The 15,334-nt window shown below is 39.8% G+C and carries 14 protein-coding genes and 1 tRNA gene; 5 read left to right on the top strand and 10 right to left on the bottom strand.

What is annotated here, in order from left to right; translation table 11 throughout:
* Positions 1 to 36: 36 nt before the first annotated feature.
* The 8 genes from hpaB to nagA all read right to left on the bottom strand — a co-directional run bounded on the left by hpaB (position 37) and on the right by nagA (position 7,996).
* Positions 37 to 1,512 carry a 4-hydroxyphenylacetate 3-monooxygenase, oxygenase component gene (gene hpaB / locus JOD45_RS13550; RefSeq protein ID WP_205004440.1) on the bottom strand — a complete coding sequence of 492 codons (1,476 nt, stop codon included), beginning with the start codon at positions 1,510 to 1,512 and terminating at the stop codon, positions 37 to 39.
* Positions 1,513 to 1,527: 15 nt separating this feature from the next.
* Positions 1,528 to 3,030: a 5-carboxymethyl-2-hydroxymuconate semialdehyde dehydrogenase gene (hpaE, locus tag JOD45_RS13545; protein ID WP_205004439.1), complete on the bottom strand. Its 1,503-nt coding sequence runs from the start codon at positions 3,028 to 3,030 to the stop codon at positions 1,528 to 1,530.
* Between the two features lie 49 nt (positions 3,031 to 3,079).
* Positions 3,080 to 3,994, bottom strand: coding sequence for a 2,4-dihydroxyhept-2-ene-1,7-dioic acid aldolase (gene hpaI / locus JOD45_RS13540; RefSeq protein WP_380897320.1), 915 nt, complete (start codon positions 3,992 to 3,994; stop codon positions 3,080 to 3,082).
* Positions 3,995 to 4,084: 90 nt separating this feature from the next.
* The gene (locus JOD45_RS13535) at positions 4,085 to 4,561 is read right to left on the bottom strand and encodes a flavin reductase family protein (protein WP_205004436.1); all 477 of its coding nucleotides are present in this window, start codon (positions 4,559 to 4,561) and stop codon (positions 4,085 to 4,087) included.
* An 80-nt stretch (positions 4,562 to 4,641) separates the two neighbouring features.
* Positions 4,642 to 5,094, bottom strand: coding sequence for a MarR family winged helix-turn-helix transcriptional regulator (locus tag JOD45_RS13530; protein WP_205004435.1), 453 nt, complete (start codon positions 5,092 to 5,094; stop codon positions 4,642 to 4,644).
* A 247-nt stretch (positions 5,095 to 5,341) separates the two neighbouring features.
* Entirely contained in the window at positions 5,342 to 6,067 is a 726-nt protein-coding gene (locus JOD45_RS13525; RefSeq protein WP_205004434.1) for a GntR family transcriptional regulator, read from the bottom strand.
* Position 6,068: 1 nt separating this feature from the next.
* On the bottom strand, positions 6,069 to 6,818 hold the full coding sequence (gene nagB / locus JOD45_RS13520; protein ID WP_205004433.1) for a glucosamine-6-phosphate deaminase: 750 nt from the start codon (positions 6,816 to 6,818) through the stop codon (positions 6,069 to 6,071).
* A 23-nt stretch (positions 6,819 to 6,841) separates the two neighbouring features.
* Positions 6,842 to 7,996: an N-acetylglucosamine-6-phosphate deacetylase gene (gene nagA / locus JOD45_RS13515; RefSeq protein ID WP_205004432.1), complete on the bottom strand. Its 1,155-nt coding sequence runs from the start codon at positions 7,994 to 7,996 to the stop codon at positions 6,842 to 6,844.
* Between the two features lie 302 nt (positions 7,997 to 8,298).
* Here nagA and JOD45_RS13510 point away from each other — a divergent pair, with 302 nt between their 5' ends.
* From JOD45_RS13510 to JOD45_RS13495, 4 genes are all read left to right on the top strand, one after another.
* Positions 8,299 to 9,030: an SIS domain-containing protein gene (locus JOD45_RS13510; protein ID WP_205004431.1), complete on the top strand. Its 732-nt coding sequence runs from the start codon at positions 8,299 to 8,301 to the stop codon at positions 9,028 to 9,030.
* A gap of 18 nt (positions 9,031 to 9,048) precedes the next feature.
* Entirely contained in the window at positions 9,049 to 10,977 is a 1,929-nt protein-coding gene (nagE, locus tag JOD45_RS13505) for an N-acetylglucosamine-specific PTS transporter subunit IIBC (protein ID WP_205004430.1), read from the top strand.
* Positions 10,978 to 11,058: 81 nt separating this feature from the next.
* Complete coding sequence (locus tag JOD45_RS13500; RefSeq protein ID WP_205004429.1) at positions 11,059 to 11,811, top strand: DUF421 domain-containing protein; 753 nt, start codon at positions 11,059 to 11,061, stop codon at positions 11,809 to 11,811.
* Positions 11,812 to 11,904: 93 nt separating this feature from the next.
* Positions 11,905 to 12,915: an acyltransferase family protein gene (locus tag JOD45_RS13495; protein WP_205004428.1), complete on the top strand. Its 1,011-nt coding sequence runs from the start codon at positions 11,905 to 11,907 to the stop codon at positions 12,913 to 12,915.
* A 410-nt stretch (positions 12,916 to 13,325) separates the two neighbouring features.
* Here JOD45_RS13495 and JOD45_RS13490 read toward each other — a convergent pair whose 3' ends face one another.
* Entirely contained in the window at positions 13,326 to 14,171 is an 846-nt protein-coding gene (locus JOD45_RS13490) for a DUF72 domain-containing protein (protein WP_205004464.1), read from the bottom strand.
* Between the two features lie 264 nt (positions 14,172 to 14,435).
* Here JOD45_RS13490 and JOD45_RS13485 point away from each other — a divergent pair.
* A tRNA-Sec gene (locus JOD45_RS13485) sits at positions 14,436 to 14,531 on the top strand.
* A gap of 20 nt (positions 14,532 to 14,551) precedes the next feature.
* Here JOD45_RS13485 and JOD45_RS13480 read toward each other — a convergent pair.
* A complete protein-coding gene (locus tag JOD45_RS13480; protein WP_380897314.1) occupies positions 14,552 to 15,043 on the bottom strand; it encodes a DUF2062 domain-containing protein in 492 nt (163 codons plus the stop codon).
* Positions 15,044 to 15,334: the final 291 nt, after the last annotated feature.

The raw sequence follows: 15,334 nt of genomic DNA, 5'->3' as shown, positions 1-15,334 counted from the left end.
CCGCCATCCCCCATTCCGCACAATTTATCATGTCTATTAAGCTTTTGCGTATTTCGGTCTTGTAGATTTTGCACGGTCTAAAAATTCGCTGATCATATCTTTAAATGGTTGTTTATCATAATTATCAAAATAGGTCATGTGCATCTTAATTGGATCGCCGAAGAAATAGTATTCATAGTGAACTTGCCGTGTTCCAAAAGCACTCATTGTCAAATCCCAGCAAAGCCGGAACAGCTGGACACGTTCGTAGCCTTCGAGATTCTTGCCTTGGGCAGCCCGGTGAAGGATTGGGCCAATTTCTTCATTTTCGAAATCAGCTTGTGTTGGAATCCCCATCATTCCAGATGCGCCAAGGATTCTAAGTATTTCAACAAGACGCGGATAGACTTGAGGATACCAGTTTCTTGCAGCATCAAGCGGCGCAAAATCCGGAGTCATCATCCCCCATTTGTCAATTTTTGCATTATATTCAGCGCGATACAAATGCGATTTCATTGTTTCCAAAGCAATCATGATTTCTGAACCTTTATCTTTAACGTGCTGGAATTGATCGATGCCGATAGCATCCATTAAGCTCAAAACTGCACCAAGAACGAACTCAGTTTTAACAACATTTTTCGCAATCACTTGATGTGAAGAATGAACAACAGCATTGGTTTCCCCGAATGTCCGGTTGCAAACTGAAGAATTCTCAAGCACAAAAATACGATCCCATGGAACAAGAACATGATCAAAATAAACGATTGTATCGCCTTCTTCAAAACGCGAACCAAGCGGATGATCCCAATGATTTTTTCCGTAGTCGAATGACTCCCTGCTCATTAATTTCAAACCAGGTGTATTATTCGGAATGGCAAAGGCCAGTGAGTATGGATCGTCTAATTCTCCGGCTCTTTTAACCGTTGAAGGGAACACCATAATTTCGTCAGTTATGGCGCCTTGTGTGGCTAAAAGCCGAACGCCTTCAACGACAACGCCGTCATCATTTTTTTCAACGATATGCAGCGCAACATTGGCATCTTTTTGCTCATGCTGTGCTTTCGCCCGGTTTACTTGCGGATGAATGAGTGTATGCGTTAAAGCGATATCATTTTCGCGGCAGTATTCATAGTAATTTTTAATATTTTCCGCAAACATCGGATCGCCTTCAGCGAAAAATTGATTTGCTGTTCCGAAAGCCATAAGATCAGTGTTTAGATAATCAGGGGAACGTCCCATCATACCGCCGGTAAAGCGGGCCCACTCGGTGATCATTTCCCGGCGGGCAATAAGATCATCAATGGTTTTCGGCTGAATGAATGACAGGCCGACTTGATCGCCGGTTGTCGGGGATTTATACAACATTTTTTCGGGTTTTTCATATTGGATATCATACAATCTCGCCATTGATTGAATAACATTTTTAAATGCCGGATGTTCTGTGACATCTTTCACTCGTTCACCATGAATATAAACATTGTTGTCAGCATTCTTTAATTTTTGAATATATTGCTCGCCTGTACGTGCTGGCATCGCTGATCCTCCCCCTTATTTTTCAACCCCGAATTTCGGAATATGATGTTCTCCTAAAGCAACATGAATAACTTGCCTTTCTGTATAAAAATCAAAAATATAATGTCCGCCTTCACGGCCAATGCCGCTGTATTTCGACCCTCCGAACGGCACACGGAGATCGCGGACATTTTGTGAATTAATCCAAATCATTCCGGCATCAATAGCCTGCGAAATGCGGTGGCCGCGCTGAATGTCTTTTGTCCATACATAGCCGGCGAGTCCGTATTTCACATCATTTGCCCATTTGATGACTTCTTCTTCCTCTTTAAATGTCATGACGGTTAATACCGGACCGAAAATTTCCTGCTGCGCAAATATTGAGTCATTAGAAACATCAAGTATAACAGTTGGCGGAACAAAATGACCGTTGGGATATTCGGCAGGCAGTTGTCCGCTGAACATCTCGAGCCCTTGTTTCTCAGCTTCATCTAGGAAGCCTTTAACCTTTTGGTAGTGTTTATCATGGATTAATGGTCCGACATCGGTTTTTTCATCAAGCGGATCGCCGACGACAATATGTTCAACTCTTTCTTTTAATCTATTAACAAACTCATCTTTAATAGATTCATGAAGGAATAGGCGCGAATTCGCTGTACAGCGCTCGCCGTTAAATGAGAAGATTCCCCAAACGGCAGCGTCAAGCGCCCGGTCTAAGTCAGCATCATCAAAAACGATAATCGGTGATTTGCCGCCAAGTTCCATAGAATAGCGTTTTAAAGTATCGGCGCCGTTTTTCATAATTTCTGAACCGGTAACTGTTTCGCCTGTGAAACAAATCAGTTTCACAGCAGGATGAGCAACAAGAGAGGCTCCGGCTGTTTCGCCAAATCCGTGCACAACGTTGAAAACGCCTTTAGGCAAGCCGGCTTGATCCATCACTTCAGCTAATTTATCAGCAGTCAGCGGTGTCCATTCAGCCGGTTTTAGCACGACTGTGTTGCCGGTCGCAAGCGCAGGAGCAATTCGCCAAGTTGACAGCATTATCGGTGAGTTCCATGGTGTGATGATCCCTGTTACGCCAACCGGTTTATGAATCGTATAATTCAAATAATCTTGATCAACCTGATAGGCTTCGCCAACCATGTGGCTTGATACCATTTCTGCGTAAAACCTGAAGTTTTCTGCAGCCCGATGAGCCATATTTTTTGTTTGTCTGATCGGCAGTCCGGTATCAATAGATTCCAATCTAGAAATCTCTTTAACATGTTCATCAATCAGGTCAGCAATCTTATGAATGATGCTTAACCTTTCTTTTAGTTTCATTGTGCGCCACGGTCCGTGAAATGCGGCATCGGCAGCTTTAACGGCCTTATCGATATCTTCCTTCGTTCCTTCATAAACAACATTAAGTTTTTCGTTTGTCAGCGGGTTAAGGTTGTCAAAAGTTTTATTATTTGTTGATTCTACAAATTCGCCATTGATGAAAAGCGGAATCTTTTCTTTAACTTTAACGTCGGATACTTTTAACTGACTCAAGGTTCTCCCTCTTTCCTCTTGATTTAATTTCTAAAAGATTTCTGTTTTATTATTGTTTAACAGATAAATCTACATAATTTGACAAAACTGAACGAATTTCCGATTGCAGTTCTTCTGTCGGCAAATCCATCGGCAAACGCAGTTTTGGCGTGATTTTACCCATCATGCCAAGAGCAGCTTTCAGCGGTGCAGGATTTGTATCTTTGAACAAGACATCATTTAAAGGCATTAATTCATAATGTAAGTCTTGCGCCCGCTTCACGTCGCCTTCAAACCATGCATTATGTAATTCTGCCACTTTGTCTGGGACGATGTTTGCTGTTGCGCTGATAGACCCGGCCCCGCCAATCGCAAGCATTGGGTAACAAAGCAGCTCAATGCCTGAGTAGAGAAGAAAATCCTTTCCGCAATTCAACAACACGCGGTTCACGTGTTCAAAGTCTTTATTTGATTCTTTCACTCCAATAATATTAGGACAATCTTCATTCAATCTGGCCAATGTTTTAACGTCCATATTTACCGCTGTTCTTCCTGGGATGTTATATACAATGATGGGAATATCTACTGAATCTGCAACCGTTTTAAAATGTTTGTACAGGGCATGCTGCGAAGGTTTATTGTAGTAAGGTACGATAACGAGTGCTGCGTCTGCGCCCATTTCTTGAGCAAGACGAGTTAAGTGAAGTGTTTCCTTATGGTTTGTAGACCCGGTTCCCGGAACAACCGGTACTTGGCCTTTGGCTGCCTTGATAGCTGTTTCCATGACTTTTTCACGTTCTTCTATTGTTAAAGAGCTTGGTTCTCCAGTTGTTCCTGTTACAGAAATAGCGTGGGAACCGCTTTCAATATGCCAGTTAATCAATGATTCAAAAGTGCTTTGATCGAATTCACCGTTCTCATCAAACGGCGTGATAATCGGCGCAATTGAACCTCTAAGTTTTTCGCGTGCCGTTTTAAGATCGATCAAATTCATCATCTCCTTTATATATAGTTTTTGAGTTAAAAGTGTTTCGACAATGGATGATTACCCGCTGCTGTTAATCACTCCCTTCAATTAAACCGCTTGCCCTTGATTAAGCAAATTTCTGCCGTACTTTCCGCTGTAAAAAGTAAGCGGGTTGCCTTGAGAGATATTCAGATCCATCACTTCTCCAATAAATAAAGTGTGGTCTCCGGCTTTGTGAGTATCATAAACATCGCAAATAATATTGGCTAAAGCATTCTTGATGACGGGAACGCCGGAAATCCAATCGAATTCGACGTCTTGTTTTTCCTTTTGTCCGGCGAAATGCATTGACATTTCTATCTGATCTTCAGAAAGAATACTTACAGCAAACTTGCCGGATTGCACCAGTTTCTTAAGCATGTGGGCTTTTTCGTCAATAGATACCGTAATGAGTTTCGGGTTGAGCGAAACAGACATGAATGCATTCGCCGTCATGCCGTGAACTTCATCTCCCAAAACCGTTGTAATAACCGTCACACCTGTAGCAAATTTCCCCATTGCATCTCTAAAAGTCCGATCGTCCATTCGGTTAACCTCCTTAAATATCAAAAAGAAATAAAGAACTTAAACTTTTTAAATCGCAGCAGCCGGAAAGCGCTTTAAAATTATCTGACCGTTTGCTTTTCTAATTCATACTCTAAATTTTCGTTCACTTGATTTAATACTTCTAGGAATATTTCCAGCTTTTCTTCAGGTATGCCATTAAACACTTTCTCGTATATTTCTTGCATGATCGGTTCAATTGTATCCCGAAGCGCTTTCCCTTCTTCAGTCAAATAAACTAAAAACGACCGTCTGTCGCTGGCATTAGATTGGCGTACGATAAGTTCTTTGCGGTCCAATATGTCCAAGATTCGTGTGACAGTTGCCTGGTCTTTCCCTGATTTCTGCGACAGTTCTTTTTGTGTTATGCCGTCTTGACCCCCTAAGTATCTTAATATCGTCCATTGTTCCGGTGTAATATCATACAGACGCAGATGGCTATATAGAAAGTGCACAATTCTGCGGCCTGTTAATACTGTAGGGTAACCAATCGATACATCAAGTGAATTAAACATCGTTAACCCTCTTTTATTTGATATTTACTTGTTAAGACAATTATATGCTTAACATCTTTATTTGTCAAACTATTTTATTAATTTATTTAAAATAGATAATATTGATATATCAGAATTTAACGCGGGAGCTTATTCCCGAATTGGGACCGGGATTAGCCCATCAATTGATGAAGGAAAAAAGCAAGTGGAGAAAAACAATTCATTTTCTCCACTTGCTTCATTTTAGAAATGGACAGCCCTCTTCCAATCACACTCTCTTCATATCAACGACAAATTTATAGCGATCGCCGCGATATTTAGATTTTACTAATTCAAAAGGCTGGCCGTTATCTAGAAAAGTTTGTCTTTGGATTAAAAGAATCGGTGCATTTTTAGGGATTTGCAAAAGCTTTGCTTCATCCTCGTGTGACAGTGAAGATTCTATAACTTGAGTCGCATAGTCAATTTTCAGCTGAAGGTTATCTTCTATATATTCATAAAGGGAGTTGTTAACAATTTCTTCTGTTAATCCTTTAATAAGATTCGCAGGAAGATATGACATTTCGAGAGCCATCGGCAAATCATCCGCGAGACGAATCCTTTTTATTTCATATACAGGATCATGTTCATTGATATATAATTGCTTGGCAACACTTAATTCTGCGGGAGCCAATTTAAAATCTAAAATTTTGCTGCCTGGCTTCAGTCCCCTTTTTTTCATATCTTCAGTAAAGCCTGTTAATCCTTGAAGCGTTTGTTCTATTTTTTGATTGGATACATATGTTCCTTTGCCTTTTTGCCTAAAAAGATAACCTTCATTCACCAAATTGGTAATAGCTTGTCTTACTGTCATCCGGCTGACTTTAAATTGCTCAGTAAATTCTCTTTCGGAAGGAATGGCGTCACCAGGATTAAGTGCTTCTGTTTCGATTAGTTGCTTGATATATTCTTCTATTTGGTAATAAATTGGCACTGGCGACTCGCGATCGATCATCTCATGCTCTCCTTTCATAGTTGTAAGCAAGTGAAAGCGCTTCTTTGTCTGCTATTATTGTAACATGAGAATGATCTTGCAGGCTGGATGCTGGAAAATCTTCACTGATATTTTCTTCACAGATTAATCTTCTCATCGCTTCAGCTTTACCTTTGCCTGAAGCAATCAAGAGGATATGTTTACTTTCCATGATGGCTTTAATACCCATTGTCAGCGCGTGCGTCGGCACTTCATCAATGGTGTTGAAAAATCTTGCATTCGCCCGTCTTGTTGATCTTGTTAACTCAACAAGGTGGGTTCTTTTTTCAAAAGATGTTCCCGGCTCATTAAAACCAATATGTCCATTGTGGCCAATGCCTAATAATTGGAGATCAACGCCGCCTAATGATGCGATCAGCTGATCGTACCGTTTACACTCAGCTTCGAGATCATCAGCTGCACCATTGGGAATATTGCGTTGGTTTTCTGGAATATCAATATGCTTAAACAAATGATTATACATGTAAGCATGATAACTATTTGGATTTTCTGGAGAAAGACCGACATATTCGTCTAAATTGACTGATTTTACATCTTTATATGTCGTTTTATTCTTTTTAAAATCATCGACCATATATTCATAAGTGCCTTCCGGTGTGCCGCCTGTCGCTAAACCGAGCACCAAATCAGGCTTATTCCGAACGTAATCTATAATAAACTTAGCCGCTTTTTCGCTAAGGTCCTTGTAATTTTCTGCTTGAATAATCTTCATTTCAACTCACCCTCTATTATAAATTATCGTTGATAAGCAATCGCCCCGCGGCAAATCGTCATCACAAGATCATTATTTTCATCTAAAATAATGAGATCGGCGTCTTTATTGATTTCAACGCTTCCTTTTCTATCAAATACACCGCATTGGATCGCAGGATTGACAGCTCCCATTTTCATTACATCAACCAGCGTCGCATCTGTATACGCCAAAATATTTTTTATAGCTTGTTTCATTTCTAATACACTTCCGGCAAGCGAGCCATTCGCTAGAGTCGCTTTGCCGTCTTCAACACGAACATCTTGGCCGCCTAGGTCATAAATGCCGTTCTTCATACATTTTGCCCTCATGGCATCCGTAATAAGAACCGTCCGGTCACTGCCCTTTTGCCGGTAAGCAAGATCGACCATTTCCGGGCAAATATGCAAACCATCAACAATCATTTCCGCATATAATTCATGACGCAAAAGCGCTGCCCCTAAAACGCCCGGTTCGCGGTGATGAAGGCCTTTCATACCGTTATACAAATGTGTAACATGTGTTGCGCCGGCTTTAATCGCTTGGTCAACATCGTGATACGTGCCGTTTGAATGGCCTATAGATGCTGTTACTTGGTTTTCGCTCAGATATTTAATTAACGCTAAACCATTCTTTCTTTCCGGAGCCAGTGTGACAAGACGAATATTGCCGTTCGACATATCTTGCCATTTTTTGAAAAGAGAAATATCCCCTTCTATGATATATTCAAGGGGTTGAGCACCAGCTTTCTCGGGATTGATAAACGGTCCTTCAAGGTGAATACCGACAACTTCAGCTTGACCTCCATCCGGTTGGTCGTTAATGTACTTTCCGGCATTTTCCAAAGCCCGTTCAATTGCTGAATGTTCCTGTGTAATTGTGGTAGCCAGGAAGCTCGTTGTGCCTTCTTTGGGCAATGTTTGGGCAATATTTTCTAACGCATGGGGGGTCGCATCCATTGTATCCGATCCGTTTGCACCATGGATATGGACATCAATCATTCCTGGCAGACATTTATAGGTTTCCGGAAAACTTATTGTTTCATTGTCTTTTATTTGACACTGCTCACCGATATCTTTTATTTTCCCGCCTGATATTTCGATGTATCCTTTATCAATAACTTCATTTTCTTTAAAGATTTTCAAACCTTTGATGAGCATGGTTATTCCCCCTATCCATTAACCTCGTTTATTTTATCGTAGCACTATAATATTATGTTGTCTAGACATCTATAATTCACCCAAACCTTTTAAAATTGAAAAAAACGGGACGATTATAACAGAATTATCCATGATTATCACACTTATATATATTATCATTTTAAAATTCGTTGGTATAGACATCTATATTCCTTTATGATAATATACGTTTAAGTAAGCGGTGTCAAAGTGACCATGAATATAGTTCTATATTCTTCCTCATTTGTTTAAAAAAATGTGACTCGCTTTGAAAGGAGGATTATATGCTTAATCAATATCTTTCCTGTATTGAAGAGTTGTTACAGCAAGTAAAAAATGACGAATCAACCTTAAAGAAAGCCGCAAAATATATTGCAGATTCTATAAAAAACAACGGCTTGATTCATATTTTCGGCTGCGGGCATTCTCATCTTATAGGCGAAGAAATCTTTTATCGTGCCGGCGGTTTAGTTCCCGTTCATCCGATACTTATTGAAGATTTAATGCTCCATAAAGGGGCTGCACGATCATCTCAGCTCGAAAGGCAAAACGATTTCATCCAGCCCTATCTCGAAAAGTATGACATTAACAAAAATGATGTATTCATCGTTGTTTCAACATCTGGCATTAATGGGGTCCCAATTGATGCAGCGCTTTATGCCAAAAATAAAGGGGCCCGGGTGATCGCCTTAACATCCGCAGCTTATTCTAAACAATCGGAGTCAAGGCACCATTCGAAAAAGAAATTGTATGAAATTGCTGATCTCGTTATCGATAATCACTCAGCGCCGGGAGATGCGATTATAAAAGACGAGCGGATCGGACAAGCTTTTGGACCGACTTCAACCGTTATTGGAACAACCATCATTAACTGCATTATTGTAGAAGCGATTGATTATCTTGCTGATGAAAACCTTAAGCCGCCGATTTTTATGAGCGGAAATATTAAGGGCGCTGATGCGCATAATCAACATTTAATTACAAAATATAAGGACAGAATTCCGAACTTGTCTTAATTTGGGGGGATATGATTAATGTTAGGCTTCTTACAAAAAATCGGTAAATCGCTGATGCTGCCAATCGCTGTTTTGCCTGCGGCCGCTATTCTTCTCCGCCTTGGCCAGCCTGATTTACTCAATATTAAATTTATCATGGATGCCGGCCAGGCTGTCTTTACTAATCTTGCACTTATTTTTGCGATAGGCATTGCGGTTGGCTTTGCCAAAGATAATAATGGCGCAGCCGCTTTAGCCGGCGTGGTTGGCTATTTTGTTTTAACCGCTGGTGTTCATGCCATTAACAAAGATATTAATATGGATGTCTTAGGCGGTATTATTACAGGGGTTGTCGCCGGTCTCTTATATAATCGATTTCATGATATTAAATTGCCTGACTGGCTGTCTTTCTTCGGCGGCAGACGGTTTGTTCCAATCATAACCGCTGTAACGATGTTAATCTTAGCCTTAATTTTTGGTTCTTTTTGGATATATGTCCAAAATGCAATTAATGCTGTCGGCAACTGGATTATTGATGCAGGTTCTGTTGGAGCCGCTATTTACGGTCTCCTCAACCGATTATTAATTCCATTAGGCCTTCACCATGTACTTAATAGTTTCATCTGGTTTGTTTTTGGAGATTACCATGGCGTTCACGGTGAGATTAACAGATTTTTTGCTCACGATCCGAACGCAGGGCTTCTACTAGCTGGTTTCTTCCCAATTTTTATGTTTGGTTTGCCTGCGGCTTGTTTTGCAATGATAGCAGCTGCCAAACCGGAACGGAGAAAAGAAGTGACAGGCTTTTTTGCAGGGATTGCTTTAACCGCATTTCTGACTGGTGTTACAGAGCCGATTGAATTTACGTTTATGTTTATCGCCCCGGTTCTTTATGGTGTTCACGCATTGTTAACAGCCAGCTCAATGGCTATCACGTACCTTTTGGGCATTCATGACGGCTTTGGCTTCTCTGCAGGCGCTATTGACTATGTTCTTAATTTCGGGATTGCGCAAAAACCATTGCTTCTGCTTCTGGTAGGTATTGTATATGCTGTTATTTACTTTATCGTCTTCTATTTCTTAATCAAAATCATGGACATAAAGACACCGGGACGAGATGACGAGAAAGAAGATACAGAGGGCAATGAAGAAGCACTGGCAGGCGTCAACATGGATGATAAATATGAAGTGATGGCAGCCCGTTTCTTAAGCGATATCGGCGGACGCGACAACATTACAAATATTGATAACTGTACAACCCGCCTTCGCTTAAATGTTAAAGATTCAAGTCTTGCCGACGAAGCTGCGATTAAACGCCACGGCGGACGCGGTGTTGTTAAATTAAATAAAACAAACTTGCAAATCATCGTCGGTACAAGTGTTGAATTTGTCGCTGATGCGATGAAGCGCCTTGTACAATCCGGGTTTGATCCGTCACAGCTTGAAACAAAAGCTAATGAGACTGAAAATGAAAATATAGAAAACACAGATGCAGACAGCGAAACCTGTGTCGATATGAATCAAATAGCTTCACCGCTGAAAGGTGAGATAATGCCGATCAGCGAAGTGCCTGACCAAGTATTCTCGCAAAAAATGATGGGTGATGGATTTGCTGTAAACCCTGAAGAAGGTGAACTCGTTTCACCAGTTAACGGTACAATTAAAACGCTCTTCCCTACTAAGCACGCCATCGGCATAGAATCAGAAGATGGATTGGAAATTTTGATCCATGTTGGTTTAGACACGGTAAATCTAAAAGGTGAAGGATTTGATCTATTAGTACAAGAAGGAGAAAATATTACGCAAGGGCAAAAGCTGATGAAGTTTGACTTGCAAGGCATTAAAGAAAAAGTTCCTTCAGTCGTGACACCTATTGTATTTACAAACCTGCCGGAAGGTAAAGAGATTAAATTGAATAAAACAGGCAAGGTCAACTTTGGTGAAAAAGACATTATTGATATAAAGTAAAGCTCGATTAGAGGCAAAGGCGCCAAAAAGTCAAGGCAACTGACTTTTTGGCGCCCCTTTTTGTATAAACCTTTAATAAAGATGAAAAAATATTGTAATACAATAGTAAGATTAAACATTCTAAAGACTGGGAATGAATTTATAATGGGTTATATAGACATTTTAAGCCGTACAATTATCATTTTTATTACCCTTTTTATCTGGACTAGAATCCTTGGCAAAAAACTCATTTCACAAATGACTGTTTTTGATTATGTCGCGGGCATTTCTTTGGGAGCCCTTGTCGGAAGCAGTATCATGACCCCTGATTTAGGGGTTTTAAAAACGATGCTATCGATATCGTTATTTGCCTTTTTGTCATTTATTTTAGGGCATGCCGTCATGAAACACCTTATCATTCGAAAAGTTGTCAACGGAGAACCTACTATAGTGATAAGAAAAGGAAAAATATTAGAAGATCAATTAAGAAAAATCAAGCTTAATGTTAACGATCTGCTTATGATGCTAAGAAAGAAAGACACTTTCTACATCGATGAAGTAGATGCCGCCATAGTGGAAACAGACGGGACGTTATCTGTTCTCAAACATCCTTCGGCGATGAGTGCAACGAAAAAGGACTTAAATATCAATGTAAAAGGGCGAGGGCTTGCTTATAATTTAGTGATAGACGGCAAGATCATTAAAGATTCCCTGGATGCCCTGCATAAAAGCGAAGATTGGCTGAAAACACTTTTGAAAGCCAATGGCTATACGAGTATTGAAAATATTATTCTATGTCAAATCGATGATCAAAACCATCTCTATGTGGATCAAAAAGACGTGACGTACAGCTGATAAATTGCTCTCAGACCGTCAATATGTTAAAAAATTTTTCGAAATAATTGGTTGTGATGTTCGAATCAAGACAACTTGAAAGGAGGATAATGATTGGGTAAACGTGATTTTTATTTCGATAATGCAAAATTCATTTTAATATTACTGGTTGTATTTGGTCATATCATCAGTCCATTAAAGAACAACCATCATATATTATTTGCTTTGTATATATTCATTTTCTTATTTCACATGCCGGCCTTCATCCTTATCTCCGGATATTTTTGCAAAGGATTTAATAAACCGGGATATATTAAAAAAACAATTAAACGGACTTTAATACCCTATTTTATCTTCCAAGTGATTTATTCATTTTACTATTATTTTACAGGCTACGATGATCACCTTAAATTAACGCTGCTTGATCCGCACTGGTCGCTTTGGTTCTTAATTAGTATATTTTTCTGGCATTTAGCGATCATTCCATTTTCAAAGTTAGGAAAATACGGATTTCCTGTCGCAATCTTGCTTGGTGCCGCCATCGGTTACTTTGACGTATTCGGATCTTATTTAAGCATTGAAAGAACATTCGTATTCTTCCCGTTTTTCTATCTCGGCTACCTTCTTAAAAATGAACATTTTGTTAAACTTCGAAAATCGGTGAATAAATTTGCCGCCGTTCCAATTCTTGCCGGTATCTTTATGATTTGCTACTTTGTATTCCCGGATGCTTGGACCGAGTGGCTTCTTGGCGACAGCTCTTATGCGGATATGGGCATTAAGACTTGGACCGATGGCATTTTCCGATTAGTCTTCTATGCCGGTTCATTCCTGACGACATTCTGCGTGATGGCTTTAATGCCAAAGACAAAGAAATCCTTTACTAAACTTGGGCAAAATACCCTTTATGTTTACCTGTTGCATGGATTCTTTATTAAGACGATCAATTTAAGCCCTTATTACAATAGCATCGGCCATAAAAGCCAATATGTTGCCTTGTTCATTCTGTCCATTGTCATTGTTTTATTGCTGGCCAGCAAGCCGGTGCGGGAATTTGCAAAACCGCTCGTTGAACTTAAGCTCCCGCAGATAAAACGCAATAATACATTCACCAGATCGCAATAAAAAACCCGCCTGGAGAGAATGATTTGGCTCCCCTTGGCAGATAGATTAAAAATAAAATCTTGATGCCTGAGGGGCGCTATTTTTATGTCTAAAAGATCTTATAGCGCATTCCTGAGATACGCATAGTATGTCACGCGCTAGGTGTATTGAAAATGAACCAATGGCATCTTTATTGAGGAGCCTCAAATGTGCGAAATATTATTTACATAAATACGAGACTTTCAGAGAACTTTCTGTTGCGATGAGTTCAATTTTACAACCACGATAGATATCAAAAACGACTAAACGGCCTCAGCCCTATGGAAGAATATAGAGCTAAAGCCGCTTAGATCATTTTTTATTATTTACACTGTCACTTGACAGAGGGCAGTTCAGGTGAGTTTTTAAACCCATAAATAAAAAACATGCGCTTAAAAAAGATTCAATTGTTTTGGAGCCAATCCTTCATAATCAATGTCCAGCAGCGTCATTAACATCTTTGCGTTGTCGGCTGCATCGCCGCCGGAATTATTATTAAAAATAACATAGATATCCTTTGTTTTCTTTTGCAGCACTTGTAATCTTTCCTGCCATTCTTTTAACTCTTGATAATTATAGCGATATAGGTATCGAACATCCCGCCAGTTAGGCTGCCCTTTATTTTCCCATCCGGCAATATTCCTGCCGTGCATTCTAACGATTGTCTTATCAGAATTTGTAGATTCTAAAACGATTGGGACAGAGCCTTCGCCCGCTTGCGGCTCATCACAAATACTATGTATCCACCCTTCTTCTTTCATAAATGCGAGTGTTTTTTTCTTCATCGGCCCCTTGAACCATGATTGATTCCGAAATTCTAAAACAACAGGTATATCGCCCATTTTATGTCTTGTATATCTTAATAAAGCAATGTGGTCCTTCGTACAATTAAACCACGGCGGGTATTGAAACAGAACAGCCGTTAATTTGTCGGCTTCGATTAATGGCTGAATGGAAGCAATATAAGCTTCAAACATATCGCCAATCGTTTTATAAGGGATGTCATGTTGGGCATGCCCTGTCATTCCTTGATAGGCTTTAACAATAAACGAAAATGTTTCGGGCGTTTCCTTGATCCACTTTACATAGCTATTTTCCGGTAAAATGGCGTAAAAGGAACTATCACACTCGACGACCGGAAAGTGACTAGCGTACATTTCGAGCTTTGTTGCTTTTGTTATCGGTTCCTCATACAAGCTGTCATGATCGCCCCAGCCTGTCAAACCAATGTAGATCACTGCTTCAAACCTTCCTTTCAACACCATACTCCGATATTTCAATGATTGATTCAACATACATTCCCCTAAGCACAAGCCTTTGCTTTTAAGCAGGAGGAGCCTTTTCTTCCTCTCTCTAGAATGATGCGGCACTTCCATTCTTAAATTCAACGGCTCAGCCCCTTGTCGTTCTTGGGATTCTAATCTATACTTAACCTTGCGGGGGATATGGCCAAGTTCCCTAAGTTTTTTTCTGAAAAATATTTTTGCAGAACCCTGACATACGGGGCTGGTCGCGTAGCTGGTGCTTGCCTGAGTCTTCAAAACTTGTGGGAGGCGCGTGACGTCTCTGGTGGGTTCGATTCCCACACAGCCCCGCCACTAACCCTTTATTTCATTTTTTAATGCATTGAAATATTCCTCTTCGTCTTACTCCGTTTCTTTGTCATTCGTCTTTCTCTCTCTTTATTATATAGATAACTTATAATGTAGTAGGAAATAACCCCAAAGATAATGCCAAAGATCGTCATGCCAATTAATATATGCATGCCCCCGTGAAGCAGATCTTTAATAACAGAAAAGTCACCTTCTAAAACGTCCAATAATGAGTGTTCCTGAACGTTGTCGTTGCCATTATTAATCGGATAAACAAAAGCACCGATTTTTTTTGCAAATGGGATAAGCAGCACTGGGAGAAATGTTAATTTTCCTATGACGTTGCCAATAATTGCGGCTGGAAGTGAGGCGCGGGCCAATTTAACCAACGGAAACAAGAGAATATATATTAAGCAAGCCGTTGAAATCACTAACATTTCTAAACCAAATCCAATGGCAAATCCTAAAGCAACTTTTTTAGCCCCTCCTGGCGAGCGCAAGAGCTTGATAAAATTCAATTTAAAACTTCTATAGAACCTCTGGTATATATTATACTTTTTACCTCTTTTTTTCACAAAAACACTCCCCCGCAACAACCTCATCTAAATAAAGCAGAAACAAATTATAGTCCTTTCTATTATAACCTACAATACCAAAAAAGCTTTTAATACAAAAACCTTTTTTAAATCGTTAAAATGATATCTAACTAAAAATAGGCTCTACAATATTTGTTGGGGTATGAGAAAAATTAAAACAAAAAAATACACGCAAGCTCCTTAATCCTTTACACTTGAATTGACGAGAAACAA

The sequence above is a fragment of the Scopulibacillus daqui genome (assembly GCF_016908855.1).
Lineage (GTDB): Bacteria > Bacillota > Bacilli > Bacillales > Sporolactobacillaceae > Scopulibacillus_A > Scopulibacillus_A daqui.
This window is presented reverse-complemented; position numbering and strand designations above follow the sequence as displayed.